This is a genomic window from Pseudoalteromonas rubra, from assembly GCF_000967655.1.
GTDB lineage: Bacteria > Pseudomonadota > Gammaproteobacteria > Enterobacterales > Alteromonadaceae > Pseudoalteromonas > Pseudoalteromonas rubra_A.
The window spans coordinates 24,643-48,071 of record NZ_JXYA01000044.1 but is presented as its reverse complement, the minus strand read 5'-3'; the positions used below and the strand labels follow the sequence as shown (position 1 = coordinate 48,071).

General features: G+C 50.4%; 21 protein-coding genes. 7 read left to right on the top strand and 14 right to left on the bottom strand.

The genetic code is table 11. The features are described 5' to 3' along the window. Positions 1-357: 357 nt before the first annotated feature. The gene (locus tag TW77_RS17980) at positions 358-690 is read right to left on the bottom strand and encodes a hypothetical protein (protein WP_046006365.1); all 333 of its coding nucleotides are present in this window, start codon (positions 688-690) and stop codon (positions 358-360) included. A 275-nt stretch (positions 691-965) separates the two neighbouring features. Here TW77_RS17980 and TW77_RS17975 point away from each other — a divergent pair, with 275 nt between their 5' ends. Next, positions 966-1,883 (top strand): DMT family transporter, encoded by a 918-nt coding sequence (locus TW77_RS17975; RefSeq protein WP_046006364.1) that lies wholly within the window; start codon positions 966-968, stop codon positions 1,881-1,883. A gap of 53 nt (positions 1,884-1,936) precedes the next feature. Here the strand turns inward: TW77_RS17975 and TW77_RS17970 are convergent, their stop codons facing one another. From TW77_RS17970 to TW77_RS17955, 4 genes are all read right to left on the bottom strand, one after another. Then, on the bottom strand, positions 1,937-5,083 hold the full coding sequence (locus TW77_RS17970; RefSeq protein WP_046006363.1) for an efflux RND transporter permease subunit: 3,147 nt from the start codon (positions 5,081-5,083) through the stop codon (positions 1,937-1,939). Between the two features lie 11 nt (positions 5,084-5,094). Continuing rightward, positions 5,095-6,258 carry an efflux RND transporter periplasmic adaptor subunit gene (locus tag TW77_RS17965; protein ID WP_046006362.1) on the bottom strand — a complete coding sequence of 388 codons (1,164 nt, stop codon included), beginning with the start codon at positions 6,256-6,258 and terminating at the stop codon, positions 5,095-5,097. Between the two features lie 192 nt (positions 6,259-6,450). Then, positions 6,451-6,771 carry a hypothetical protein gene (locus tag TW77_RS17960; protein WP_046006368.1) on the bottom strand — a complete coding sequence of 107 codons (321 nt, stop codon included), beginning with the start codon at positions 6,769-6,771 and terminating at the stop codon, positions 6,451-6,453. 141 nt (positions 6,772-6,912) lie between these two features. Continuing rightward, on the bottom strand, positions 6,913-7,395 hold the full coding sequence (locus TW77_RS17955; protein ID WP_046006361.1) for a GNAT family N-acetyltransferase: 483 nt from the start codon (positions 7,393-7,395) through the stop codon (positions 6,913-6,915). Between the two features lie 200 nt (positions 7,396-7,595). On the opposite strand from TW77_RS17955, the gene katG reads away from it, so the two are divergent. After that, positions 7,596-9,749 carry a catalase/peroxidase HPI gene (gene katG, locus TW77_RS17950; RefSeq protein ID WP_046006360.1) on the top strand — a complete coding sequence of 718 codons (2,154 nt, stop codon included), beginning with the start codon at positions 7,596-7,598 and terminating at the stop codon, positions 9,747-9,749. A 43-nt stretch (positions 9,750-9,792) separates the two neighbouring features. On the opposite strand, the gene TW77_RS17945 is transcribed toward katG, so the two are convergent. Together TW77_RS17945 and TW77_RS17940 are read right to left on the bottom strand one after the other, a co-directional pair. Further along, entirely contained in the window at positions 9,793-10,254 is a 462-nt protein-coding gene (locus TW77_RS17945) for a YaiI/YqxD family protein (protein ID WP_046006359.1), read from the bottom strand. A gap of 74 nt (positions 10,255-10,328) precedes the next feature. Next, positions 10,329-12,212 carry a methyl-accepting chemotaxis protein gene (locus TW77_RS17940; RefSeq protein WP_046006358.1) on the bottom strand — a complete coding sequence of 628 codons (1,884 nt, stop codon included), beginning with the start codon at positions 12,210-12,212 and terminating at the stop codon, positions 10,329-10,331. A gap of 90 nt (positions 12,213-12,302) precedes the next feature. Here TW77_RS17940 and TW77_RS17935 point away from each other — a divergent pair, with 90 nt between their 5' ends. Continuing rightward, positions 12,303-13,508 carry a porin gene (locus tag TW77_RS17935; protein WP_046006357.1) on the top strand — a complete coding sequence of 402 codons (1,206 nt, stop codon included), beginning with the start codon at positions 12,303-12,305 and terminating at the stop codon, positions 13,506-13,508. Here the strand turns inward: TW77_RS17935 and TW77_RS17930 are convergent. Then, positions 13,505-14,224, bottom strand: coding sequence for an NAD(P)-dependent oxidoreductase (locus TW77_RS17930; protein WP_046006356.1), 720 nt, complete (start codon positions 14,222-14,224; stop codon positions 13,505-13,507). The genes TW77_RS17935 and TW77_RS17930 overlap by 4 nt on opposite strands. A gap of 127 nt (positions 14,225-14,351) precedes the next feature. Beyond that, a complete protein-coding gene (locus TW77_RS17925; RefSeq protein WP_046006355.1) occupies positions 14,352-14,915 on the bottom strand; it encodes a YSC84-related protein in 564 nt (187 codons plus the stop codon). Positions 14,916-15,637: 722 nt separating this feature from the next. Here TW77_RS17925 and TW77_RS17920 point away from each other — a divergent pair. Next, positions 15,638-16,489: an EamA family transporter gene (locus TW77_RS17920; protein ID WP_046006354.1), complete on the top strand. Its 852-nt coding sequence runs from the start codon at positions 15,638-15,640 to the stop codon at positions 16,487-16,489. On the opposite strand, the gene TW77_RS17915 is transcribed toward TW77_RS17920, so the two are convergent. The 3 genes from TW77_RS17915 to TW77_RS17905 all read right to left on the bottom strand — a co-directional run bounded on the left by TW77_RS17915 (position 16,486) and on the right by TW77_RS17905 (position 18,764). Beyond that, positions 16,486-16,941, bottom strand: a complete 456-nt coding sequence (locus tag TW77_RS17915) for a GNAT family N-acetyltransferase (protein ID WP_046006353.1) — start codon at positions 16,939-16,941, stop codon at positions 16,486-16,488. The genes TW77_RS17920 and TW77_RS17915 overlap by 4 nt on opposite strands. 50 nt (positions 16,942-16,991) lie before the next feature. Beyond that, positions 16,992-18,215 (bottom strand): DEAD/DEAH box helicase, encoded by a 1,224-nt coding sequence (locus TW77_RS17910; protein ID WP_046006352.1) that lies wholly within the window; start codon positions 18,213-18,215, stop codon positions 16,992-16,994. Positions 18,216-18,293: 78 nt separating this feature from the next. After that, complete coding sequence (locus TW77_RS17905; RefSeq protein WP_046006351.1) at positions 18,294-18,764, bottom strand: GNAT family N-acetyltransferase; 471 nt, start codon at positions 18,762-18,764, stop codon at positions 18,294-18,296. Between the two features lie 371 nt (positions 18,765-19,135). On the opposite strand from TW77_RS17905, the gene TW77_RS17900 reads away from it, so the two are divergent. Further along, complete coding sequence (locus TW77_RS17900) at positions 19,136-20,362, top strand: aromatic amino acid transport family protein (RefSeq protein ID WP_156158705.1); 1,227 nt, start codon at positions 19,136-19,138, stop codon at positions 20,360-20,362. 31 nt (positions 20,363-20,393) lie between these two features. Here TW77_RS17900 and TW77_RS17895 read toward each other — a convergent pair whose 3' ends face one another. After that, positions 20,394-21,326: a GGDEF domain-containing response regulator gene (locus TW77_RS17895; RefSeq protein ID WP_046006349.1), complete on the bottom strand. Its 933-nt coding sequence runs from the start codon at positions 21,324-21,326 to the stop codon at positions 20,394-20,396. 215 nt (positions 21,327-21,541) lie between these two features. Further along, positions 21,542-22,351 carry a helix-turn-helix domain-containing protein gene (locus TW77_RS17890; RefSeq protein ID WP_046006348.1) on the bottom strand — a complete coding sequence of 270 codons (810 nt, stop codon included), beginning with the start codon at positions 22,349-22,351 and terminating at the stop codon, positions 21,542-21,544. A 122-nt stretch (positions 22,352-22,473) separates the two neighbouring features. Here TW77_RS17890 and TW77_RS17885 point away from each other — a divergent pair, with 122 nt between their 5' ends. Both TW77_RS17885 and TW77_RS24420 read left to right on the top strand, forming a co-directional pair. Beyond that, complete coding sequence (locus TW77_RS17885; RefSeq protein ID WP_046006347.1) at positions 22,474-22,896, top strand: hypothetical protein; 423 nt, start codon at positions 22,474-22,476, stop codon at positions 22,894-22,896. Beyond that, positions 22,883-23,389, top strand: a complete 507-nt coding sequence (locus TW77_RS24420; protein ID WP_052713256.1) for a GNAT family N-acetyltransferase — start codon at positions 22,883-22,885, stop codon at positions 23,387-23,389. The genes TW77_RS17885 and TW77_RS24420 overlap by 14 nt, the downstream gene beginning before the upstream one ends. Positions 23,390-23,429: the final 40 nt, after the last annotated feature.

Below are 23,429 nucleotides of genomic sequence, written 5' to 3'. Positions count from 1 at the left end.
TAAGCTTTCCGTTTGGCTTTCGCTTCACTTGGCTCGTTGCTTTTCAGCGTTGTGCCCCGTGTCGGTGGATGCGCATTATAGGGAAATCGAAACTCAGCGCAACCCCTTTTTTGAAGAAAAGTGAGAAAAACGGCGCGTTCGAATAAAATTTATACCAAACTAGGCATTTTCCACTAAAACCAGGTTAAATTGGATTCGATATGAAGTAAAAGAGAGAGATTTAGAGCTGCCCAGCGGTTAATTAACGGTACTAGCAGAGACCATAAAGGAAGGGGGTATGTCGAAAAACACAGAAGTGTGTACCACTACCAAAGGCTTCTTAACGACATAGGTCAGTTTCTCTTATGATGCGCTCGACTAACAAACCGCTTCATAAAAGTATCGCTTGTGCTTTTTTGCTGAAACACCGGACTGTTCTACTTCCATCATATTATTGTCATCAAGACAGACCTGAAACTCATTACAACCAGTCACTGCACTTAATGGCATAACCAGTTTAGGATTAGACCAGGAATCACCGAAACCAACTTCCAGTTCATGGAGGTCCTCAAATTCAGCTGACAGCTTATAGGAAGAACCCGGAAAGATCTGCGTCAGGGTAAGCGCTTTGATCTCTCCTTTTTGACATAGAAATGCAAAAATTGGCTTTGATGTTTTGTTTTCGTATGTAACGGCAATATTTGTAATCACGGCAGCATTCTCTGACTGAATAATCTATGTGCAAACTATAGATTTCTGACAGATAAAAGCAATTACGGGCCATTACAGTGCGTACCCTTATCTTACACTAGTTACTGACATGCCGCCGGAGCTGATTAAACTGCCATAACACATTCAGGATCTGCCAATTGCCCGACTTGTTCTTATATAGATGCATATAAATGTTTATAATTTATCGCCCCATTTTTAGCTAAATTTGCTACGCTAGCGAATCCAAAAGAACGACTAAAATCGAAAGGACTATCATGTCGACCACAACGTGCCAAGACCAGCCTAACGACTCCCCTATTTTACTTGCGCTGATCTGTGCCATGCTTTTTTGGGGCATGAGCTGGATCTCCGGAAAAATAATCGCCGACGTGGCTCCGGCTCAGGTCACCGTATTCTACCGATTGTTTCTGGCTGCTATCAGCATGCTGCCGATTATGTGGTTAATGAACAGACTCAAGCTACTGAGCCTGCAATATGATAGACGCGCGCTAGCCTGGTCGTTACCCGCGGGCATTTTGCTGGCAGTATACAATGAGTTGTTTTTTCTCGGGCTGGCCGACGGACTCCCTGGCAAGGGCGGTATGCTGGTCACGACCTCAAATCCAGTGTTTACCTTTATTCTGAGTGCCGTTTTACTGGGCCAAGCCATTAACCGGCGTCAGGGCGTTGGACTTGCACTGGGTTTGGGCGGCGGACTGCTGATGATTGAGGTGTGGCATTTCAATCTCGAACAAATATTGGCTGCAGGTAATCTGTACTTTATTCTTGCTGCGCTGACCTGGGCCTTTCTGACGTTAATCAGCCAACGTGGCACCCGCTATGCGGATTTCATTACCTTCAGCACACTCATGTATTTTTGGGCCTCATTGATCAGTTACGGGTTTGCGTACAAGCACGCTCCGTTCACCAGTGCCGCACAGTATCCCGCGTATTACTGGCACCATTTACTCTTTTTGTCGATTGTTGTGGTGAGTATTGCCACCAGCGTATTCTTTTTAGCAACACAAAAGCTTGGTCCCAACCGCTCAAGTTCTTTTGTCTTCGTCGTACCGGTTACCGCGATGGGATTGTCGGCCTGGTACTTTGGTGAGCGACTCAGCCTTGGGGTTGCAGTGGGTGGTGCTTGCGCTTTGTGCGCGGTCTATTTGCTGAATAAAAAAGCGTCGGGTTAAACTGTCAGAGGACAAAGCCGACTCTCAGATCGGCTTTGTGATTGTCATCGCGACTAATTGATGTCCTTCTTTAAGTTTGCAGCACTGAAACGGTCAAATAAAACGGGCAGTACGAACAAAGTCAGCAAAGTTGAAGTAAACAAACCACCGATAACCACACTGGCTAAGGGTTTCTGAACCTCTGAGCCCACACCCGCTGATAACAAAATTGGCATGAGCCCCAGTGCGGAGGTAAGCGCAGTCATCAATACCGGACGCAACCTTGAAGCGGCCCCTTCTTGAATGGCCGTAGCTCTGTCCTCTCCTGCGGCAATGCGCTGATTAATACTCTCTACCAGCACCACCGCGTTTAACACAGCAACACCAAATAAAGTAATAAATCCTACAGACGCCGGTACTGATAAATATTGCCCGGACAGGTATAAAGAAAAGATGCCACCAATCACTCCCAGTGGAATGCTCAGCATAACCAGGGCCGCCTGACCTGGCGAATTAAAGGTCACGAACAGCAGCAAAGCCATCAGTAACAGGGCACAGGGCACCACCAGTGCCAATCGCTTTTGAGCACGCTGCTGGCTTTCAAACTGACCTCCAAATTCAATGCTGTAGCCCGGCGGCAGTGATAATGCGCTATCCATCTTCGCTTTAATATCCGTGACAACACTGCCCATATCTCTGTCCGAAACATTGGCTTGCACAACAATTCTGCGCTGCACGTCATCACGGCGGATCTGTACCGGACCTTCGGCAAACTCAACGTTTGCCACTTCTTTTAAGCTCACCCAGGCACCTGTGGGTGACAGCAGCCTGAGAGATTCAATTGCAGCGGGGTTGCGCCTGGCCGGTTCAGCCAGCCTGACGTAAATGTCATACCTTTCATTGCCATTGACTATCTGCCCTGCAGCGCTGCCCCCTAAACCACTGCTGACCAGCTCCATTACATCATTAACGGAGAGCCCGAAACGTGACAACGCCTGCCTGTTCGGTGTGATCACCAGTTGTGCCTCTCCACTTAACTGCTCCAATGCCACATCCGTGGTGCCCGATACTGCCTTTACCAGATGCTCAAGTTCTTCCCCTTTTTGCGTCAACACCGCCAAATCGGGTCCGAATAATTTAATGGCAAGCTGAGCTTTAACGCCTGACAATAGCTCATCAACACGCGTTGCTATCGGCTGAGAAAAGTTAAAAAGTAAACCCGGATGAACCGCAAGCGCCGCTGCCATTTTTTCTTGCAAGGCAGCGCGTGTATGGGCATTTTTCCACTGTTCAACAGGTCGCAGCCCGATATAGATTTCGATATTGCTCACCGGCTCAGGATCGCCCCCCAGCTCAGGGCGACCAATGCGGCTCAATGCATAAGTAACTTCTTCAAATTCCAATAACGTTTGTTCCAGTTTAGGTGCAACCGATAAGGCCGTATCCAGGCTGGCAGAAGGTGCCAGCGTTACACGCAAATTCAGCGTTCCTTCTTCCAGCTCCGGAACAAACTCAGTGCCAATTTGCGTCAGCGTGTATACCGCGAACATAAACAGCACCGAGATTGCACTAAGGAGTGCTTTGCTGTAGCGCTGCGCCAGTTTCAGTAACTGATGATAATACGCTTCGACCTTATCCAATACCGGATTGCGCCTCGCTGGTTTGCGGCTTTTCAGCAAGTAGCAGGCCAAGGGCGGCACGACCAGTAAGGCAATGACCACGGCGCACAGCATGGCCAACATAATGCTGGTTGCCATGGGCACAAACAGCTTGGCCTCAACGCCCTCGAATGAAAATAAGGGCAAAAAAACCAGCAAGATAATTGCAGAGGCAAAAAAGATAGGCCTAGCAACATCCTTTGCTGCTAAGCTCACCAGTTCATGAAACGGTCTGACGGCACTGCCGGGTGATGTCGACGACTGAGCGTGTCGTTGCAAGATACGCTCAACCATAACCACGGAGCCATCGACCAGCATACCTATGGCTACCGCCAACCCACCGAGTGACATTAAATTGGCCGACATGCCCATCACAGACATCAGCCCCAAAGCCAGAATGATGGCCGCAGGTACGGAAAGTATAACCAGTATTGCCGCACTCAGATTAAGTAAAAACAAGACCAGCACCACGGCAATAAACACGAAGGCCAGCAACAGCGCCTGGGCGACCGTGCTCACGGCCTTGTCGATCAGCATGCTTTGATCGTAAAACGGCACAAATTTAACCCCCTGCGGCAGGGCTCGGGTGATCTGAGCTACTTTGTTGTTGATCCCGTCAATGATCGCTTTGGTGTTGGCCCCCATACGTTTGAGTACGATCCCACTGACAACCTCCCCCATCAGCTGCTGTTTACCGGCGTTATCTCGCCGGGTCATGGTCACTGCCCCCTGGCGGATCTCACCTCCCAGTTTAACCTGTGCAACATCGCTCACCCGGACCACAGTGCCGTTGTCCGTCTTGACGGGCACCTGGCGAATTTGCGCCAGGCCTGCTTCACCACTTGCAAACCAGCCAACCCCTCGGATCACCAGTTGCTCCTGACCCCGCTCAAGATACCAGCCACCAGCATTACGATTATTATCCATCAGGGCTTGCTGAACCTGTGCCTGAGTGAGTCCGTAGGCCAGTAAACGTGCAGGATCTACATCCACCTGATATTGCTTAACCTGCCCACCAAATGACAACACATCAGTCACCCCCTCTACTGGCATCAGCAAACGTTTAACCACCCAATCATTAAGGCTTCGCAGCGCCATCTCGTCAAAATCCGAGCCGGGCTCTGCTACCAGCAGGTATTGATAGACCTGACCCAGCCCGGAGGTATTGGGGCCCATATCCGGTGTTCCAACGGAATTCGGGATCAGTGAACGGGCAGCCTGGAGCCGCTCAAACACCAGTTGTCTGGCAAAGTAAATATCCGTGCCTTCCTTAAACACCACAGTCACCCCGGATAACCCTGTTTTCGACACTGAACGCACCTGCTCAACATCCGGTAGCGCATACATCACTGCTTCAATGGGATAAGTGATCAATTGCTCCACTTCCTGCGCCGCTAATCCGGGCGCTTCAGTATTGACAGCAACCTGAATATTGGTCACATCCGGAAAAGCATCCAGATCCAGGCGAGGTATTTGCCACAATGCCGCCGTCAGAGTCATAAGCGCCAGCAATAACACCAGAGCACGGTATGCAATTGCACCTTGAATGAGTTTATTTAGCATCTTTCGCGCCCTCAGTGATTGTGTGGATCAAAGCCACTTTTGGCCAATTCGGAAGCAACAAAGAATGCCCCTTCAACAACCACCCTGGCACCAGATTCAATCATCTGTGAGGACAATGCCGACTCAATAATGACCCTATCTCCTATCTGCTTGTTGCGCAGCACAGGAGTGGCAATAAACTCACCCGCCTCATGCTCCACAAATATTTGCCACTGACCGTCAGCGCCCCGGACCAAGGCTGATTCAGGCACCGCGATAACCGCTTTTGCGGTGTTAAACATAAAATACGCACTGACGAACATCCCCGCATGTAAGGTATCGTCCGGGTTGTCTACCTCCAGACGAACAACCCGGGTACGCGTCAGTGGATCCAGTGTATGCCCCTGCTGGATCACCTTTGCCGGATAACGCCGAAGATTATGTTCAATCTCAACGGGTGTGCTGGTATCAATCGGGCTTTGCTGTGTAGCTGCTAGCCTGACTTCGACCCACAGGGACGATTCATCGGCAAGTTTCATAATCGCCTCTGAGGGCTCAAAGCGCTGGCCCTGAGCAAAATTATCCGCCAGAACAATCCCGCCACGCTTTGCAGTCAAAGTGTATATGCCCAGCGACTGAGTCTCTTGTAACTGGCTGACATCAGACGGGCTCATCCCCATTGCAAATAACTTACCCTGTGTTGCCTTAAACCGGGCTTTGGCTTCAACCTGCTGATTTTCGCTCAGGCTCGTATCGGTTAATTTTGCGAACCGCTGCCACTGGCTGGCAGCAATAAGATAATCTGCCTGCGCCTGCGCCATATCCTGGCTAAATAGGGTAACCAGCTTATCGCCCGGCTCAACTATCTGGCCCAATACGGCATGACGGCGCTCAATGACAGAATCAATCCGCGGCGTTACCACATAGCTGGTGTAACTGTTGGCCTTAAGTTCGCCCGGTGCATAAAGTGGCATGCGTTCATATGCTGGCTGGATTGTCTCCAGCTTTAGATTGATCTTTGCTTGCTGGGCTTGATTAAGCAGCACACTTTGTGCGTGAGGCTGCGCAGCATGAGCAGCACCTGCAGGGCGGTGTTGTTCTGTATGGTTGTGGTCTTGGTCGGCACTTAAACCCGCATCGACCCTCAGTGATATCAGTAGTAATCCAGCTGCATAGCTAAAAATACGTTTGTTCATGGTTATCTAAACCTCTTAACTCGTGGCTTGTCACACATCTAAACTGTCGGCAAGCCACAGCCTGTTTGTTGCAGGCAAAAGGAGACTGACTCATTGCACTGCCCTGTTGTCACATAGCAACAGGCACACGGAAGCAATCCGTCAAACGACAAAAAATATGGCTGATCTGAATACGATCAGAGAGAAACAGAGTTAAGCGATGGGAGGTTTAAACTGAGATTCAATCCGTCGGCGAACCTGAGTGTCGCCGGGTAAAAAGGCGGGGTCACAATTGATAAGGCCGGACACCATAGCAAGCCGGGCTGACATCCAAATAGTATGACTGCCACTACAATGGCCACAATGGTGACAGTCGGAGATCACATGTCCCTGCTCATCAAAAATAAGCCTGTCCGAGACAGAATAGTTGTCATCATGAACGTGCTTAGTTTGCAGGTGTGCCTGATCAGGTTGATGAAAGTTGCCGGGATCGACCGCAGCAGTCACCGATTGAACGCCAATCAGTAACATCATAATTATGCTGAGCAGACCCTGTAGTAAACGCAACTTACCTTCTCACGATTGATTAAGTTGCCAGCAATATAGGCGGGCCAGGAGGCGATGTCAATGCCTCTTTATAGCCTATGGTATTGATATGAAATAACATTATTGTTTTTAGTCGAGCCATTTATACATGATATGGCTATCAGTGAAGCCCAAACGAGGATGACGATAAGCCTTTGGAATTGTTCCGATTATTTGATACCCCAGCCTTTGCCACAGCTGCACCGCCACCTGATTACTGGCAACCACAGAGTTGAACTGCATAGCCAGGTAGCCCCGCGCTTTTGCCTCATTTTGCGAATGCTCACACAAGGTGCGCGCAACCCCTTTACCTCTTGCCTGAGTTGTGACCATATAGCCACAATTGCAAATATGATTGCTCGGGCCCATCGCATTGGCTTTTAAATAATAGCTTCCGAGGATCTCGTCACCTTCGACCATAACATAAGCACAGTCTACTTTTTCGCACCACAGTGCATAGGCCGCCTGCTGCGACATGTCGGGGTCAAAAGCATAGGTCTCTTGTTGTTCAATCACCGCTTTAAAGGTTGGCCAGAAACGTTGAAAGTCGCTTTGTGTCATTATTCTTATCATTTTTTCTCCTGCTTCACGTCTAGTCTTATTCGAGCACTTGCCTACATAAAACCGCACTAGTGATCTCAATCAGCTTTTGTAGCGTATGAATTTCATTCAACTACACCATGTTTTGACTATAATTTATAGCCCGTCGCCTGATAACAGCCGTATTTGATCAGCGCAATCCAACACGCCGTGACTTGAAAGGAGACACAGCAATGCAAGCAAACGACCGCCCTGGTACCTGTCCGATACTACATAACAGCCCCACTACAGAGCAAATGACCCAGCCCAAGTGGTGGCCCAAAACACTGAACCTCGACATACTGCACCAACACGACAGCAAAACGGATCCAATGAACCCAGACTTTTGCTATCGCGAAGCGGTAAAGCAACTCGACTTCGACGCCCTCAAACAAGACCTGCATGCGCTGATGACCGATAGCCAATCCTGGTGGCCAGCTGACTGGGGGCATTATGGTGGACTGATGATCCGCATGACCTGGCATGCCGCCGGGACATATCGGATAGCCGATGGCCGCGGGGGTGCGGCCACCGGAAACCTGAGATTTGCACCGCTCAACTCATGGCCAGATAATACCAACCTCGATAAAGCGCGCCGTCTGCTTTGGCCAATTAAACAAAAATACGGGAACCGACTGAGCTGGGCAGATCTGATAGCCTACGCCGGCACCATAGCGTATGAGTCTATGGGGTTAAAAACTTATGGATTTGCGTTTGGCCGCGAAGACATCTGGCATCCGGAGAAAGACATTTACTGGGGTCCCGAATCTGAATGGCTAGCCACCAGTGACAGCGACAACAGTCGCTATCACGGCGAGCGGGAGCTGCACAATCCATTAGCCGCTGTAATGATGGGCCTGATCTATGTCAACCCGGAAGGGGTGGACGGCCAGCCCGATCCGCAAAAAACGGCCGAAGATGTGCGCACAACATTTGCCCGTATGGCAATGAATGATGAAGAGACGGTTGCACTGACCGCAGGTGGACACACGGTTGGCAAATGCCATGGTAATGGCGATGCAGAGGCGCTCGGCCCCGAGCCTGAAGGGGCTGATCTGGAAGCACAGGGGTTTGGCTGGCTCAATGACGGCGCGACTGGCAAACATGCCGTGACCAGTGGACTGGAAGGTGCCTGGACAAGCCAGCCGACCCGCTGGGACAACGGATATTTTCATTTACTGCTCAACTATGAGTGGGAACTGAAAAAGAGCCCGGCAGGTGCCTGGCAGTGGCAACCCATCAATGTAAAAGAAGAAGATAAATATCCGGATGTTGCCGACTCACAACAACGCCACAGCCCGATCATGACCGATGCCGATATGGCGATGAAAGTAGACCCGGAGTACCGTAAAATTTCGCAGCGTTTTTATGATGACCCGGATTATTTCTCCGAGGTATTCGCCAAGGCCTGGTTCAAACTCACGCACCGCGATATGGGCCCGGTGTCACGTTACATCGGACCAGACGTGCCGACAGAGACCAGCCTCTGGCAAGATCCGGTTCCGGTGGGTAATACCAGCTACGACCTTCAGGCGCTCAGGCAAGCCATCGCGGCCTGCGACCTGAGTATTGCAGAGCGCGTTGCGACGGCCTGGGACAGTGCAAGAACATTTCGCGGCTCAGACCGGCGTGGTGGTGCCAACGGCGCGCGTATTCGCCTGGCACCGCAAAAGGATTGGCCCGGGAACGAACCGGCTCGACTAAATAAAGTGCTGGCCACCCTCACTCCCATCGCAGAGCAACACAACGCCAGTCTGGCAGACACCCTGGTGCTGGCAGGTAACCTTGCTGTTGAGCAGGCCGCACAAGCGACAGGTTTTGACATTCAGGTGCCGTTTACGCCCGGACGAGGCGACGCCACCGATGAGTTAACGGATACCGAGGCATTTTCCGTCCTGGAGCCGCTGCATGATGCGTTTCGTAACTGGTTAAAAGCGCCCTATCAGGTGAGCCCGGAAGAGCTCATGCTGGACAAGGCCCAGTTGCTGGGACTCACAGCCCTGCAGATGACGGCACTGCTGGGTGGCATGCGTGTACTCAACACCAATCATGGCGCCACGCAACATGGTGTATTTACAGAGCGGCCTGAAGTGTTAAGCAACGACTTTTTTGTCACGCTGACCGACATGCAGTACCAGTGGCAACCTAAGGACGAGCACACTTATCAATTGATTGACCGCAACAGTGGCGAGGTGGCGTGGACGGCAACGCGCGTCGACCTGGTATTCGGCTCTAACTCCGTATTGCGCAGTTATTCCGAATTTTATGCTCAGGACGATAACCGCGAGAAGTTTGTGCAAGACTTTGTTGATGTGTGGGCTAAAGTAATGCACGCCGATATGGCATAAGGACCAAACGACACCGGCTCGGAGTGAGTCGGTGTCGATGGGATTAGGCTTTGTTTTGTTGCAACCAGCGGTCGAGGCTGTTGGCAAATTGTTGTTTTTCGGCCTGCCCCAGCGGAGGCGGGCCACCACTGACCATACCGCTGCTGCGCATGGTATCCATAAAATCGCGAATGTTCAGCCGGGAACGAATGTTTTCCCGGGTAAATTCTTCACCGCGCGTGCTTAGCGCTAATCCGCCTTTCTCTATGGCCTCTGCCGCTAGCGGAATGTCACTGGTGATCACTAAATCCCCCGCGTTCATACGGCGTACAATTTCGTTGTCGGCAACGTCAAAACCACTGCTAACTTGTAGCTTATGAATATAAGGGGACGGCGGTGTTTTAATATACTGATTTGCAACGAATGTGACTGGCATCTGGGTTCTGGCTGCGGCACGGAATAAAATTTCGCGGATCACCACAGGGCACGCGTCGGCATCTACCCATATGTGTTTCTTGTTGTCCAAAATTGGCTCATTTGTTTTATTGACTATGCGGCAAGTGTACAACTTGCCGCAACCAAGCAAAAGCGTGAATTAAGCTAAAGCGTGAATTTAGATAGCAGCCCTTCTTGCTCATGGGCATGTTGCGCCAGTACTTTACTCGACTCGAACTGACGAATAGCAAAGCTCCCTACTTCTACGCTAATATCGTTGATATTAGAGGTGTTTTTGTTAATTTCCTCAATCACCACACTTTGCTCTTCTATGGCCGTTGCAATTTGAATATTGCGATCCATGATGTCTTTCACGGCCTCGGATATTTCATTAAGCATGCCCGTGGCTTGCTCCGTTTGCTCTACACAGAGCAAGGTTTTATCGCGACTACTGCCCATGGCGCTTTGGACCTGAATAGACGAGGCCTGGATCTGCTCTATCATCGACTTGATTTCGGTGGTCGACTCTTGTGTTTTGGTTGCCAGTGAACGTACTTCATCGGCAACCACAGCAAAACCACGACCCTGCTCGCCTGCCCGAGCCGCTTCAATGGCGGCGTTCAGCGCCAGCAAGTTAGTTTGCTCGGCAATACCATTTATAACGGAGAGGATATTTTCAATACTCTGACTGTATTCCGCCAGTTGTGTGCTCATTTCGTGTGAGGTGTTTATTTCATCCGCCAAGGCGCTGATCTCACCCCGTGTTTTCTGGAACACTTGCTGACCTTGAGCCGCTTTTTCGTTGACCGAGGTTATAGACATCGCCGCGTTTTGCGCGCTGCCGGCAATTTCACTAGAGGTGGTGCTCATTTCGTGCATTGCCGTTGCCAGCCCCTCAATATGCTGTACCTGCTCAGTAAGCTGAGAGCTAGACTGATTTGCCAACGTCCGGGCCTCATCACAGCTGGCAACCACCATATCAGCCCGCTGTTTCACATCAGTTACCAGCGCGTGTAAAGAGCCCAAAAACTGGTTGAACTCCTGCGCCACCTTGCCGCACTCATCCTGATGCTTAATGCGTACGCGCTGGGTCAGGTCGCCACTGCCCGAGGCGATGTTAGTGATCGCATCGTTAAGGTCTTTCAACGGTTTAAGTAGCTGGATTGCCAACGCCCGACTTAAAAATGCGCCCAGCAAAATGGCCACCACGGCCAGCACCAGCGTGCTCATAGACAACTCTCTCAAATCGCGAAATACCAGCGCTTTGTCGAGCAGAACCGCCAGATACCAGTCGGTACCGTATTGCTGAGACAAAGGATAGAAGTACAGCAACTTAGCTTCCCCTTTTACCGTCACCTCCAACAAGGTTTGCTCTGCCGATTTATGCAACTGAGGTGACAAAGCACTGAGTGGCTTGCCATTGAGTTTGGCATTTTGGTGAGAAACGATGGTCCCTTTGCTGTCGACTAAAAAGGCGTAGCCCGTACCATCAAAGTTAACTGCGTTAACGCTTTTGGCGATGGTATCCAGGCTGAGATCGCCGCCAATGGCGCCGCGAAACTGGCCAGCAACATTTATAGGTGCTACGACTGAGAGCAATAGCTCACCGGTCGCGGCATCCGTATAGGGGCTGGTAAATACGGTTTTACCTTTATCTCTGGCCAGCTTGTACCACCCCCGCTCACGAAAATCGACATCCGGCGGGTTTTGTCGGTTCGGATTGTTTGACCTCAAGATAGGCTCATTACTCAAGGTGCCAAACGACAGTAAAAAAGCCTCTTTAAAATACGGTGATTCAAGCCCTTTTTGAAACTGTTCCGGGCTAAAATCGGCCTCAATCTGGCTGCGCAGCAACCTTATCAAAGCCGCTTTTTCGGCCAGCCAGTTGTCTATGCCCAAGGCCAGTAATTGTGCGGAATCGCTCACATAAGCCGTGGTTTTTTTATTCATGGAATTGTTGACCAGCCAGTAAGTGGTAATGCTGATCACCAGTATGATCACAAAGATAAGAAGCGCCGATGCCAAAGAGAATTTGCTGCGGATTTTCATATAATTTAGGCCAAATAAAATCACCCTTTACCAAAGTGTTGTCTATAATTCGATTTATCGCAACTAACGCAACAAATTTGGTAACTTGCTATGAACCACGCGATCTCCTCTGTGACTAAAGCCATCCTCGTCGCCCTGTGCGTACCTTTAACTTGCGCCCATGCTAACACTGAACGTGCTGTTACCATGGCCGATATTGAAGCGCTCGAAGCTCAGCTTAAGGCCTTAAAAGCACGCTTTGAGCGGCAAAATCCAGCTACCGCACAACCGGCACAAAACACGCAATCTGCCAGCGCAGCGGCACCTGCCAAGGCACAAACAACCCGGGCCCCAGCTGCAACTACAACTGCAAAATCACCACCCGCAGAAGAAAAGCGCCAACTGGATGTCTATGCGACCATGCGCCCTACTTATGGTCGACTTGAAACCAATGGCGAGGATAACTGGGATGTCCGCGATGCCTTATCTCATGCCGGGCTCAAGGTAACACACGAATTTGATCAGGACTGGAGTGCAGAGCTGCATGGCGAGTGGAGCATTGATGTTGCTAATGAAGGCAATTTTGGCCGCTCCCGGCGCGCCTATACTGCGCTCAATACCCCCGTTGGGCGTTTTGGTATTGGTAAACAGCGACCAGCACAATATCTGTTTATTGCTGAGTACGTGGATATCTTCAATCACGCGAACAGTCCGTTTGCCTATGACCCCGAGAGTCTGTTCTTTGTTGATAACCTGATCAGCTACCGGCTCACGCCCGGACCTTTTACCTTTGTTGCGGTGGCCCAGTTTAATGGTGAATCAGGCAGTAACTCTGACGACTTAGTCAATGTGGGCCTGAGCTATGACGCCAATGACTTACACGCTGCGATCACTTATCAGCAAAACGATGTTTATGCAGACGATATCCAGCTTGGGGACAATAATCTCTGGGCGACTTCGCTCGCTTATCAATTTACTCCCCGCTTCTATGCAGCAGTTGCCTATCAGGACAAAAACTATGACAGACGCGCTCCGGGCGCCGATCGCAGCGGACACACCTTTGATCTGTCATTCGCCTATCAACTGGCCAAAGCCTATAAACTTAAAACCGGTTACTTTGACTTTGACGACGGTTATCAGGATTCAGATCCCGCTGCCGGGGGCTTTGATGGCTACAACGTGACGCTGGAATGGAGCCCAATTAAGGCACTCAGAGTGCACCTTGAGTACCTGAACAAGTCGTTCGTCAATGGCGATGACTTCGACTCGATTTCCATCGGTTTCCGTTACGATTACAAAACTACAATCGAATACTAGCACTTGGTATTATAAAGAACGGGAGACTGGCCCTGCCATTGCTGCCACAAGTGTGGGTCGAGCACCAGTTGACACATAAAGTGAGCAACATTGGCTCGACTGGTTTTTCCCGCATCAAAAATGGCGTCGCGTAGTGGAGATGGATGCGCTTCGTAGGCTGTGACCTCAGGCTCATTCACCAGAGAATCCGGGCGAACAATGATCCAGTCAACGCCCGTTTCTGCGCTCGAATACGCGCGCAACGTGCGTGCCGCAGCTTCATTGTCAGGATGAGGTGGCAAGCATACCCGCAGTAATGCAACCACAGCGCGATGCGCCAAAGATGGGCGCTCACTTTTTGCTTCATCACGACATCCGGTGCTGTTCATCAGGATAAATTTAACCGGGACGTCAGTGTAATTTCTGACGATGGCCTGACACACATGATTGACCGCATCTGTGACCAGACGCCGAGGATGACCAAATATGCCCTGAAACGTAGCCCGATGCCCAAGACAACAAATAACCGCCGTCACCCCCTTTATCATCGTGTCCAGTTCACTGCTGCTGAATTCAGCAATATTGCCTACTCTGACATCCAGTTGCGGGTAAGCCCTGAACACCTCCAACTGTGCGCTGTTTGGTCTTACCAATACTCTGACCTGTTGCTGGGCCAGCAACAGCTGCTCAACAACCAGCTTACCCGTTGCGCCGCTTGCACCAATCACTAAGATCATACCACCTCCTGTGCCTGTGTTTTCTCTGAGTGTAGCGTAAAAGGGACGGGGTAAAACAGGCATGAAAATATGACAATTGGTAAGCAAATTTATCAGCCGGCCTGCAAGGCCGGCTAAATTCTGAGAGCTAGTTGAGTTCCTTGTCTTGCCAGAACTTGGTGCCCTTGATGGTCGCTTGCAATGCCAGGCCGCTTTCGGTCAATGTATACACCGTCACATCACCATAATAGACCTCTCCTTCGATCGAGGCCCCTTTGTCTGCGGCTCTTGCCGCCGCATCGGCGTTACCCCCAAACGTCCAGCCCGACTCGACAAACTGATTCATTGCGGCTTTGGTGTGAAACACCATCACAATACGATAATCTTTGGCGCCCAGGCCAAGCCCGACACCGCCCTCCGCCATATTCATGTACGTTGATTTGCCCGAGGTGTTATCTTCCACCACGCCATAACCCGTACCGGCGGCGACAAAAATGATGTTCAGATTTGCATTGGAAAACACCGCATACCCCGGCGCATTGCTCAGCTGAGCGCGAACATCCGGTTTTTTGCTATACAGCTTGGTTAGCGTCTCTCGTTTCATTTTCTGGATTTCTGCGCGCTTTTGCGCGGCATCGCCCGGGCCCATAGATGCACAGGCACTCAAGAATACAGATAAAACAACCGACATCAGCAATGGAATTGTACGCATACCTTTTTCCTTTTACAGTTGACGCAGGCAGTAAGGTTACCGCCCGCAGAAAAGTATCATCTTAAAGGTAGGCAGGTTAGGCGCAGCTGAACAGACAATGAGGGTAAAAAAAAGGCCGCATAAAGCGGCCTCAACACACATCATGGGTAATCATGAAGGGATAAATGTGAAAACAAGACCATTGTAGCGTGGCAGTTATAAAATAAAATCATATTATTGCGTTTGTTTAATTCGGTATTTTCGATTGGTTATTTTCGTCTTGTTGATAATTGCGCCCTTAACACAGTTAAGTCAATGGCTGCGCCTGGATCATCGGTACTCTTATTGTCTTTAATGGTGCGACAAGCAAACCTTTTCCTGTTGGAGACAAAAAAGCACAGCCACCTGTATATAAGTTATTTTTGGTTTAGCAAAAATGCAGACAAAAAAAAGGCCGCATAGAGCGGCCTTAATACACATCATGGGTAATCATGAAGGGATAAATGTGAAAACAAGGCCATTGTAGCGTGGCGGTTATAAAATAAAATCATATTATAACGCTCATTTTACTCGGTATTTTCGATGATTTATATTCTATCTCGTTTACGTGTGATCAGCCGCTAAGAGCAGTTAGACCACTTGCAGCGCCCGACTCACCTGGGCCATTGGTGTTTTTGTTAGTTAAATCAAGCCACTCTGAGGTATCATTGCGACTACCCTGTGAACCTTTTGACTGCTCTGATATGTATCACCTGATTTTTATCACCCTGGTATGGGCGTTTTCGTTTAGCCTGATCGGCGTATATCTGGCCGGATCGGTCGATCTTTGGTTTGCCGCTCTGAGCCGCATTGCGCTGGCAGCTCTGGTTTTCTTGCCGTTTATCCGCTGGCAACAAACGGCGCGCCCTGTGATGCTAAGATTGATGACAATTGGCGCTATTCAGATAGGCGCTATGTATGGCTTTTATTATCACGCCTTTTTATTCCTGTCGGTGCCAGAAGTGCTGTTGTTTACCGTGATGACGCCGGTATACATCACTTTGCTCAATGACGTGTTTGCAGGGCAATTTAATGCCCGCTACTTGCTGGTTGCACTGTTGGCCACACTGGGCGCTGTGGTGATCCGTCTGACGGTGCCTAATCCGGACTTCTGGCTGGGCTTTATAATTGTTCAGGGTGCCAACCTGTGTTTTGCTTTGGGTCAGGTTCTGTACAAGCGCCTTGCTGAGCAGCACACGCTGGTACATCATCAGTGCTTTGGCTTTTTCTTTCTTGGCGCGCTGGTCGTATCCTTGTTCAGCTTTGCGCTGTTTGGCGATTTAGCGCGATTACCCGCAACTGCTCAGCAATGGGGGATCCTGGTTTATCTGGGCCTTGTTGCTTCTGCTTTGGGCTATTTTGTCTGGAACAAAGGGGTCACCCTGGTGTCGGTTGGCGCACTGGCAGTGATGAACAATGTGTTGATCCCGGCCGGGATCCTGGTGAATATCCTGATCTGGAATCGCACTGCGGATCTGTTCAGCTTAGGACTGGGCAGTGCGATTATCTTCGCGGCTTTAGGGCTCAATCAGTACTTTGATGCACGTAAGCATTAAAGTGCCTTACGAAATCGGATCTGAACATCCAGCAAGGTTTGCGAAGACGTTGCTGGAGGGGTGAGCTCGGCAATATGGTAGTCATGGCTCACCAGCATTTGCAGCATCGTTTTAAATTGGTTCATGGTCTTCACTTCAATGTGACTGATACCCTGCTCTCGACACCAGCGCTCCTGTTCAAGTAACAAAGCCCGTGCCATCCCTTGCCCTCGATACGCTGGTATCACGGCGCCCAGCCAACTATAAAACTGCTTTGGTGCCTGCTCAAACCCCAGTTTGTAAGCAACCGGCTGGCCATTGCAGCTGACTATCAACGCCAGGTAAGTGCGCCCCGCCAGCCTCTGAAGGATTTGCTCGCGGGTTTTGGGGTTTGAGAACTCCGGGATCTGCTGCTCAACCACCAGCATATCGTCAATACTGCCCTGATGAATATGCCACTGTGCTTGCGTCATGACTTAACCTCTTCAAAATGATGTGATGCATTACCGTGCGTGTTTATGCGTTATCGCCTGCGCTTTCCACGTTGACCCAGTACCCGCTTTTTGTCGCGCTGTCGGCGAGACTTTGTAGAGTTTTGCCGCTCATTTTTAGGCTCCCGGGTCAGGTCGGGCTCATAGCCACTCAGCCATTGTGGTGTCAGGCGCTCATCCAGCAGCACTTCAATCTCCTCCAGCAACCATTGTTCATCAATGCTGACCAGGGAAATGGCTGTGCCTGCTTCTCCGGCTCTGCCGGTGCGCCCGATACGATGGACATAGTCTTCCGCCACATAGGGTAATTCAGCATTGATCACATAATTGAGTTGCTGAATATCGATACCCCGTGCCGCCACATCGGTGGCGACCAGCACACGAATTTCGCCGTCCTTAAATTGTGCCAGCGCCTTGTTACGTGCCCCCTGGGATTTGTCGCCGTGGATCGCCTGGGTTTTCAGGCCATCTTTATTCAGCTCTTTGGCGTATTCATCGGCCTGCTTTTTGGTACGAGTAAAGATGAGCACCTGATGCCAGTTTTGCTTGCCTATCAGATGTGCGATCAACTCTCGTTTACGCTCCTCATCCACCGCATAGAAAATTTGCTCAACCCGCTCAGCAGCCTGGTTTTGTACTTCAATTCCTATGCGCTTGGGCTCCTTCAGCCAGTCTTTGACCTGATTGAAGATAGCCTCATCAACGGTGGCCGAAAACAGCAATGTTTGTCGGCTGGCTGGCATTTTACGCATAATGCGGCGTATTTCGCCCATAAAGCCCATGTCCAGCATACGATCGGCTTCGTCAAATACCAGATACTCTATCGCGGATAGATTTAATGTGCCTTTGATCAGGTGATCCAGTAGTCGGCCAGGTGTTGCAACCACAATGTCAGCGCCTTCACGCAGTGCTTTTTCCTGAGGCCCAATATTCGACCCGCCATGCAAACACACAGTTACCAGCTCAGTGCAAGCGGCATAGGCACAGGCATGCTGTGTCACCTGTTGTGCCAGCTCTCGGGTTGGCGCCAAAATCAAAGCACGCACACCTGAGCCAGGTTGCTCGAGTAGCCGCGTCATAATCGGCAGCATAAACGCGGCGGTTTTGCCGGTGCCCGTTTGCGCACATGCCAGCAGATCGTGACCTGCCAGGATCACTGGAATACTTTGCGCCTGAACAGGGGTCGGCGTGGTAAAGTCAAGCGCCTTCAGCCCTTCTAACAGGGCAGGCGCTAAGGCAAGAGATTCAAAGGACATGTTTTTTGTACAACTCAAAAAAAGAATGGCGGGAGTATAGCAAAAATGTCGCGCGTCGCGTGCAATTGATATTGCAGCCTATTTTAGCGTCAACTCCATATAGACACTCAGGGGATCGGGTTCGTAGCTGCCAAAGGCGTCTCGTTGCACAAAACCCAGCGAAGCATACAAGCCTATTGCCTCGGTTTGGCGGATCCCGGTTTCCAATCGCAGTATCCTGAATCCAGCTTGCCTGGCGTGGCCAATTAATGACTGCATGATCCGCTTGGACACACCAAGTCCCCGATAAGGTGGCTGAACATACACACGCTTCAGCTCGCCATACCGTGTCTGGTCGATGTCCTCAGCCGTTTGTGGCACTAATGCACCGCACCCCACCACAGCGGTTTCTGTGCGGGCGCCAACAAAATAAACACCGGGTGCAGCTAACTCATCCGCCGGGATCAGCTGGTTACTGCTCGGTGGATACAATGTATTCATCAACTCATCTATGTCTCTCAGTAACTGCGACACTTCCGGGTGATGCGGATCAAGATTTATTATTTCCATAACGAGATTTTACCTTGCTAGCCTGGTCATCATCACGGCACGACACATGACGATGTTTGATGACCGGGCATGATATAGAGACTAAAATACTATGTTCTTTATAATGATACTAGCTTATTTTCCGAGCTCAAATCGTACCTCTTAAAGTTACAAAGTCAAATTTCTCCCCAAAACATCCCCACGGGGTGTCAAAATGACTAAAATACCACCAATCCTGCCGACTATTTAGTCGCTCTAAACCCAAATACCGCTGAAAGCATGCATATCGGCCACATTTTTTATATTATCCGCGCGCATATAATTCTAATCATAGGACAACAAGTATGAGTAATACCCCTGAAGGGCTGTCAGCAGAGGCGCTTGCCACTGACATGACCCAAAGCAGTCGGGGTCGCTGGACACAGCACGACACTAACTGGGTACTGAGCCTGTTTGGTACGGCTGTCGGCGCCGGTATTTTGTTTCTGCCTATCAATATAGGTATTGGCGGATTTTGGCCGTTGGCTATCATGGCATTGCTGGCCTTTCCAATGACCTATCTGGCTCACCGTGGGCTGGCGCGCTTTGTACTTTCTTCAAAAAATAAAGATAGTGACTTTACCGATGTCGTTGAAGAGCATTTTGGTGCCACCGCTGGCCGATTAATCTCCCTGCTCTATTTCTTCTCAATCTTCCCTATTTTATTAATCTACGGCGTCGGACTGACCAATACCGTAGACAGCTTTATGGTAAATCAGCTGGAAATGGCATCGCCTTCGCGGGTATTGCTGTCCGCTCTGCTGGTCGCAGGCATGATTGCCATTATGCTGGGCGGCGAAAAACTGCTGTTGCGTGCCTTTGCACTGCTGGTTTACCCGCTGGTTGGGATCCTGCTGATGCTGTCACTGTATCTGATCCCGCACTGGCAAGCGCCGGTTGTCACAACACCGGATATCGCCGGCTTGAGTGAAACCCTGTGGTTATCTGTACCCATTATTGTTTTTTCATTCAGCCACGCTGCGGCCATTTCAAGCTTCGCCAATGCGCAGCGCCGTCACTATGCTAATGGTGCCTCACACAAGTCTGAAGCCATTTTGCGTAATACCTCGCTGATGCTGATTGTCTTCGTGTTGCTGTTTGTTTTTTCATGTGTGCTGTCACTGAGCCCGGAGCAAATGCGCGAAGCCAAAGCGGCCAATGTGTCTGTGCTGTCTTACCTTGCTAATGTGTACGACAATCCGTTTATTGCCATGCTGGGTCCGCTGGTTGCCTTTATTGCCATTACTTCTTCTTTCCTCGGCCACTTCCTGGGCGCACGTGAGAGCTTTAATGGCCTGCTGAGCAAGCAGTCGTCTTTGTCTGTGGGTTTGATTGATAAGCTAGGTGTTGGCCTGATGTTTATCGCCATTTGGGTCTGTGCGGTCATGAACCCCAGCATTCTGGATATGATGGGCGCCATCTCTGGGCCGATTATTGCCATGATCCTGTTCATCATGCCAACCATTGCTATTTTTAAAGTACCGGCACTTAAGCAGTATCGCAACCACCTGGGTACCTACTTTATCCTGCTGGTCGGCATTTTAGCGGTTTCTGCACTGCTGTATAATATGGCGGGTTAAGCAGCCGTCAATTGGATAAAATGAAAAGGGCCTAAGCGCCCTTTTTTTCTGCCACACAGGCCCGGTTACGCCCCTGATGTTTGGCGTTGTAAAGCGCTTCGTCTGCCGCAGCGATCAGCGCTTCCAGGTCCTGGTAACACTCACCCCGAGTATTGCTGGCCACACCGGCACTGATGGTCACCACACCACTGTCAGAGTCCTCATGCACAATCCCCAGCGCTTTTACCGCAGCAACAAATTGATCAGCAAGTTGTTTCGCCCCGTCAGGCTCAGTGTCTGGCAATAAAATCGCAAACTCCTCACCGCCATAGCGATACACCCCATCCATAGGCCGACGTATCTCACCGTCTATGGCACTGGCAACGGCTTTAAGCGCATCATCACCGTTAAGATGACCGTATCGGTCGTTAAACTTTTTAAAGTGGTCAATATCCAGCATCACCACGGAGCAGGTATGCTGCTGGCGAACACTTTGCTTAAACTGACGTGCCCCTTCCATATCAAAAAAGCGACGATTGAACACTTTGGTCAGACCATCGTAATAAGAGTAGCGCTTTAGAGTATCGGCCTGTTGTTTGTATTTCAGGTGAGTCTTTACCCGGTTGATCAGGGTCTTGGCGACGATGGGCTTAGGAATAAAGTCGACCGCGCCGGCATCCCAGCATAAGTCCTGCTGCTGCTCGCTGATGTTGGAGGTCACAAAAATAATCGGAATATCTGATAATCCTTCCATATCCTGTAGCTGTTTACAGGCCTCAACACCGGACATGCCTTCGAGCACCCAGTCCATCAGGATCAGATCCGGTGGCGTAGCACGACAAAACTCAATCGCCTTTTCTCCGGATGTCACCATTTGTACCGAACAAATCCCCTCTAAAAAGCATGAGATGACTTTTTGCGTCAGCATTGAGTCTTCAACAATTAGCACCAGACTCTCGCTCAGGTCTTCAATTTCCTTAAACAAAGTATATTTACCTATTACAGTGATTCTTCGGCTTAATCAGGACCGGACTTTTCCGGTCTTGATTGCAATTATAGCAGGCGCACAAATAAACACCCGTTAACATGATATGACTAACTTATCATGCGTGCTGCTTATCTGAAAAGGATTAGAGACTTAGGATCAGTCATTTAGCTCCGTGAATCGCATTTGGACGTAGTACACACTTTGCCAGCTTATCAATCCGCCTCACCTTTGTGGTTGTGCTGCCTGCGCCACAGAGCAGGTGTCACCCCGTAAGCCGCTTTAAACTGACGAATAAAATGAGTGGGATCAGACCAGCCCAGCTCTTCGACCAAAACCGCAATGGGTGTGTGGGTATGCATTAGCCGGTTACACGCCTCACCAAGGCGCTTTTTAGTCAGCCACTGCCCCACAGAATACCCTGTTTCACGCTTAAACAAAGTTGCCAAATAGGGTGCGCTGACAAACACCGCGTCGGCCACACTTTGTAATGACACCGGCTGTAACCCCTGGCTTTCTATGTAGGACAGTGCCGCAACCACTTTAGGATGCATACCCGCACGCCAACTCACAGGTTGCAGTGCCAGTGACACTTCGTGCAACAACAAAAACACAAAGCTTTTCATGACTTCCAGCGGCAACGATTGCGCAAGCGCCAGCTCAAATTGCTGATATAAGGTCTGCACAAATTCAATACGTTCGGCCGATAAGGTTAATGCGGGTAAAGCGCCGAGCCGCACCTGCTGAAAAGGCTGCAATAAAGTACTGCCAGGTTCAAGCCCCAGGCAATCCGGGCAAAAGCTCATCCAGTGAACGTGTAAGTCGGACCCCGACAACAAAGTATGTGGCATCCCGCCGGGCACCAGTACAAACATCCCCTCGGTGGCCGTGAAGGTCTCCCCGTGTAACATATCCAACGAGCCCGAGCGGATAAAACTCAAAACACTTTCACTGTGTGTGCCGTGTGGCTCCTGCGCCAGCCTGGCCACTTTCATCTGACCACAGGCTGCAACATGATTGGTCATCTTGATCCACCCACAATCTTAAAATAAGCCGATTAATGCAAAAAACCAACCATAACATCACCAAGCTTTATTGGGAATAATAGACACAGATAAAACAATACACCGATTTACAGGAGACACGCATGACTTTTTCACTCGTTTTAATGGGCTTGACTATCCATGTGCTTGTGTGGGAAAAATTACCCGACTGGGGCACCTGGTTCACTAAGCTGGTTGAGCGCTTACCTGCCCCGCTGGCCTATTTGTATTCAGCCTGGCATTGCCCTTACTGCTTTGGCTTTTGGATTGCCTTAGCCCTGCAGCTGCTCACCGGGGTCTATACTCTGCCTGAGCTGGCTGCGCTAACGGAAACATTCGGTCTGGCTGGCACAATCATGGCCATGAGTCTGGATGCGCTGGTCACCGCACTGTTGATTATGGTTGGCAGCCTGGCCCTCAAAGCACTCGCATTACCGGCCATAAAGGGTTTCGAATTGACCCAGACATTTAAAGCCGGCATGTCGCAAGCGCAAAGCACACAGGAGCAACAGCATGACAACGCATAGATTCAGTACAGCCCGGCTGGAAGCCATCCCGGCGTCCAGGCTAATTGATGAACTCAGCCCGGCCCAGTTCAATCAGCTCATGCACCTGCTGACCCCAAAAACCTTGCACTTTTTGCCCGACGACTGGCAACAGTGCCCGCAAACTCCGGCGCAGCTGACCGACTGGCTGGCGGACAAACTCGCTCGCTGCGGGCTGTTACTAGTGCAAAATAAACAGGCACAGTTTATCGGCCTTGTCATGCTGCACTTTTCGGCCAACACGGTACAGCTGGGTTATTTGATCGGCGAAGCACACTGGGGCCAGGGCTATGCCAGTGAGCTATTACAGGGGCTGGTCGCGCATTTGCAAGCAGCTCAGTCCAATGTGATACTCAATGCCGGCGTTGCAGAGGACAATCCAGCGTCAATCAAAGTGCTGGAAAAAGCCGGTTTTGTCCCTTGCCAGCCACATTCGGAAGAAGCTGGTACACAGCGCTACTACACCTTATCCTAAAGTAGATTGACTTGAGCATAGCGGTCGCTTCTGCTACTTT

Excerpts from the sequence above, each read along its gene's own strand:
- TW77_RS17890 (WP_046006348.1), bottom strand. The coding sequence starts at position 22,351 with ATGACCAATCATGTTGCAGCCTGTGGTCAGATGAAAGTGGCCAGGCTG.
- TW77_RS17955 (WP_046006361.1), bottom strand. The coding sequence starts at position 7,395 with ATGATAAGAATAATGACACAAAGCGACTTTCAACGTTTCTGGCCAACC.
- TW77_RS17905 (WP_046006351.1), bottom strand. The coding sequence starts at position 18,764 with ATGGAAATAATAAATCTTGATCCGCATCACCCGGAAGTGTCGCAGTTA.
- TW77_RS17970 (WP_046006363.1), bottom strand. The coding sequence starts at position 5,083 with ATGCTAAATAAACTCATTCAAGGTGCAATTGCATACCGTGCTCTGGTG.
- TW77_RS17920 (WP_046006354.1), top strand. The coding sequence starts at position 15,638 with ATGTATCACCTGATTTTTATCACCCTGGTATGGGCGTTTTCGTTTAGC.
- katG (WP_046006360.1), top strand. The coding sequence starts at position 7,596 with ATGCAAGCAAACGACCGCCCTGGTACCTGTCCGATACTACATAACAGC.
- TW77_RS17965 (WP_046006362.1), bottom strand. The coding sequence starts at position 6,258 with ATGAACAAACGTATTTTTAGCTATGCAGCTGGATTACTACTGATATCA.
- TW77_RS17900 (WP_156158705.1), top strand. The coding sequence starts at position 19,136 with ATGACCCAAAGCAGTCGGGGTCGCTGGACACAGCACGACACTAACTGG.
- TW77_RS17940 (WP_046006358.1), bottom strand. The coding sequence starts at position 12,212 with ATGAAAATCCGCAGCAAATTCTCTTTGGCATCGGCGCTTCTTATCTTT.
- TW77_RS17915 (WP_046006353.1), bottom strand. The coding sequence starts at position 16,941 with ATGACGCAAGCACAGTGGCATATTCATCAGGGCAGTATTGACGATATG.
- TW77_RS17935 (WP_046006357.1), top strand. The coding sequence starts at position 12,303 with ATGAACCACGCGATCTCCTCTGTGACTAAAGCCATCCTCGTCGCCCTG.
- TW77_RS17960 (WP_046006368.1), bottom strand. The coding sequence starts at position 6,771 with ATGATGTTACTGATTGGCGTTCAATCGGTGACTGCTGCGGTCGATCCC.
- TW77_RS17930 (WP_046006356.1), bottom strand. The coding sequence starts at position 14,224 with ATGATCTTAGTGATTGGTGCAAGCGGCGCAACGGGTAAGCTGGTTGTT.
- TW77_RS17885 (WP_046006347.1), top strand. The coding sequence starts at position 22,474 with ATGACTTTTTCACTCGTTTTAATGGGCTTGACTATCCATGTGCTTGTG.
- TW77_RS24420 (WP_052713256.1), top strand. The coding sequence starts at position 22,883 with ATGACAACGCATAGATTCAGTACAGCCCGGCTGGAAGCCATCCCGGCG.
- TW77_RS17975 (WP_046006364.1), top strand. The coding sequence starts at position 966 with ATGTCGACCACAACGTGCCAAGACCAGCCTAACGACTCCCCTATTTTA.
- TW77_RS17925 (WP_046006355.1), bottom strand. The coding sequence starts at position 14,915 with ATGCGTACAATTCCATTGCTGATGTCGGTTGTTTTATCTGTATTCTTG.
- TW77_RS17910 (WP_046006352.1), bottom strand. The coding sequence starts at position 18,215 with ATGTCCTTTGAATCTCTTGCCTTAGCGCCTGCCCTGTTAGAAGGGCTG.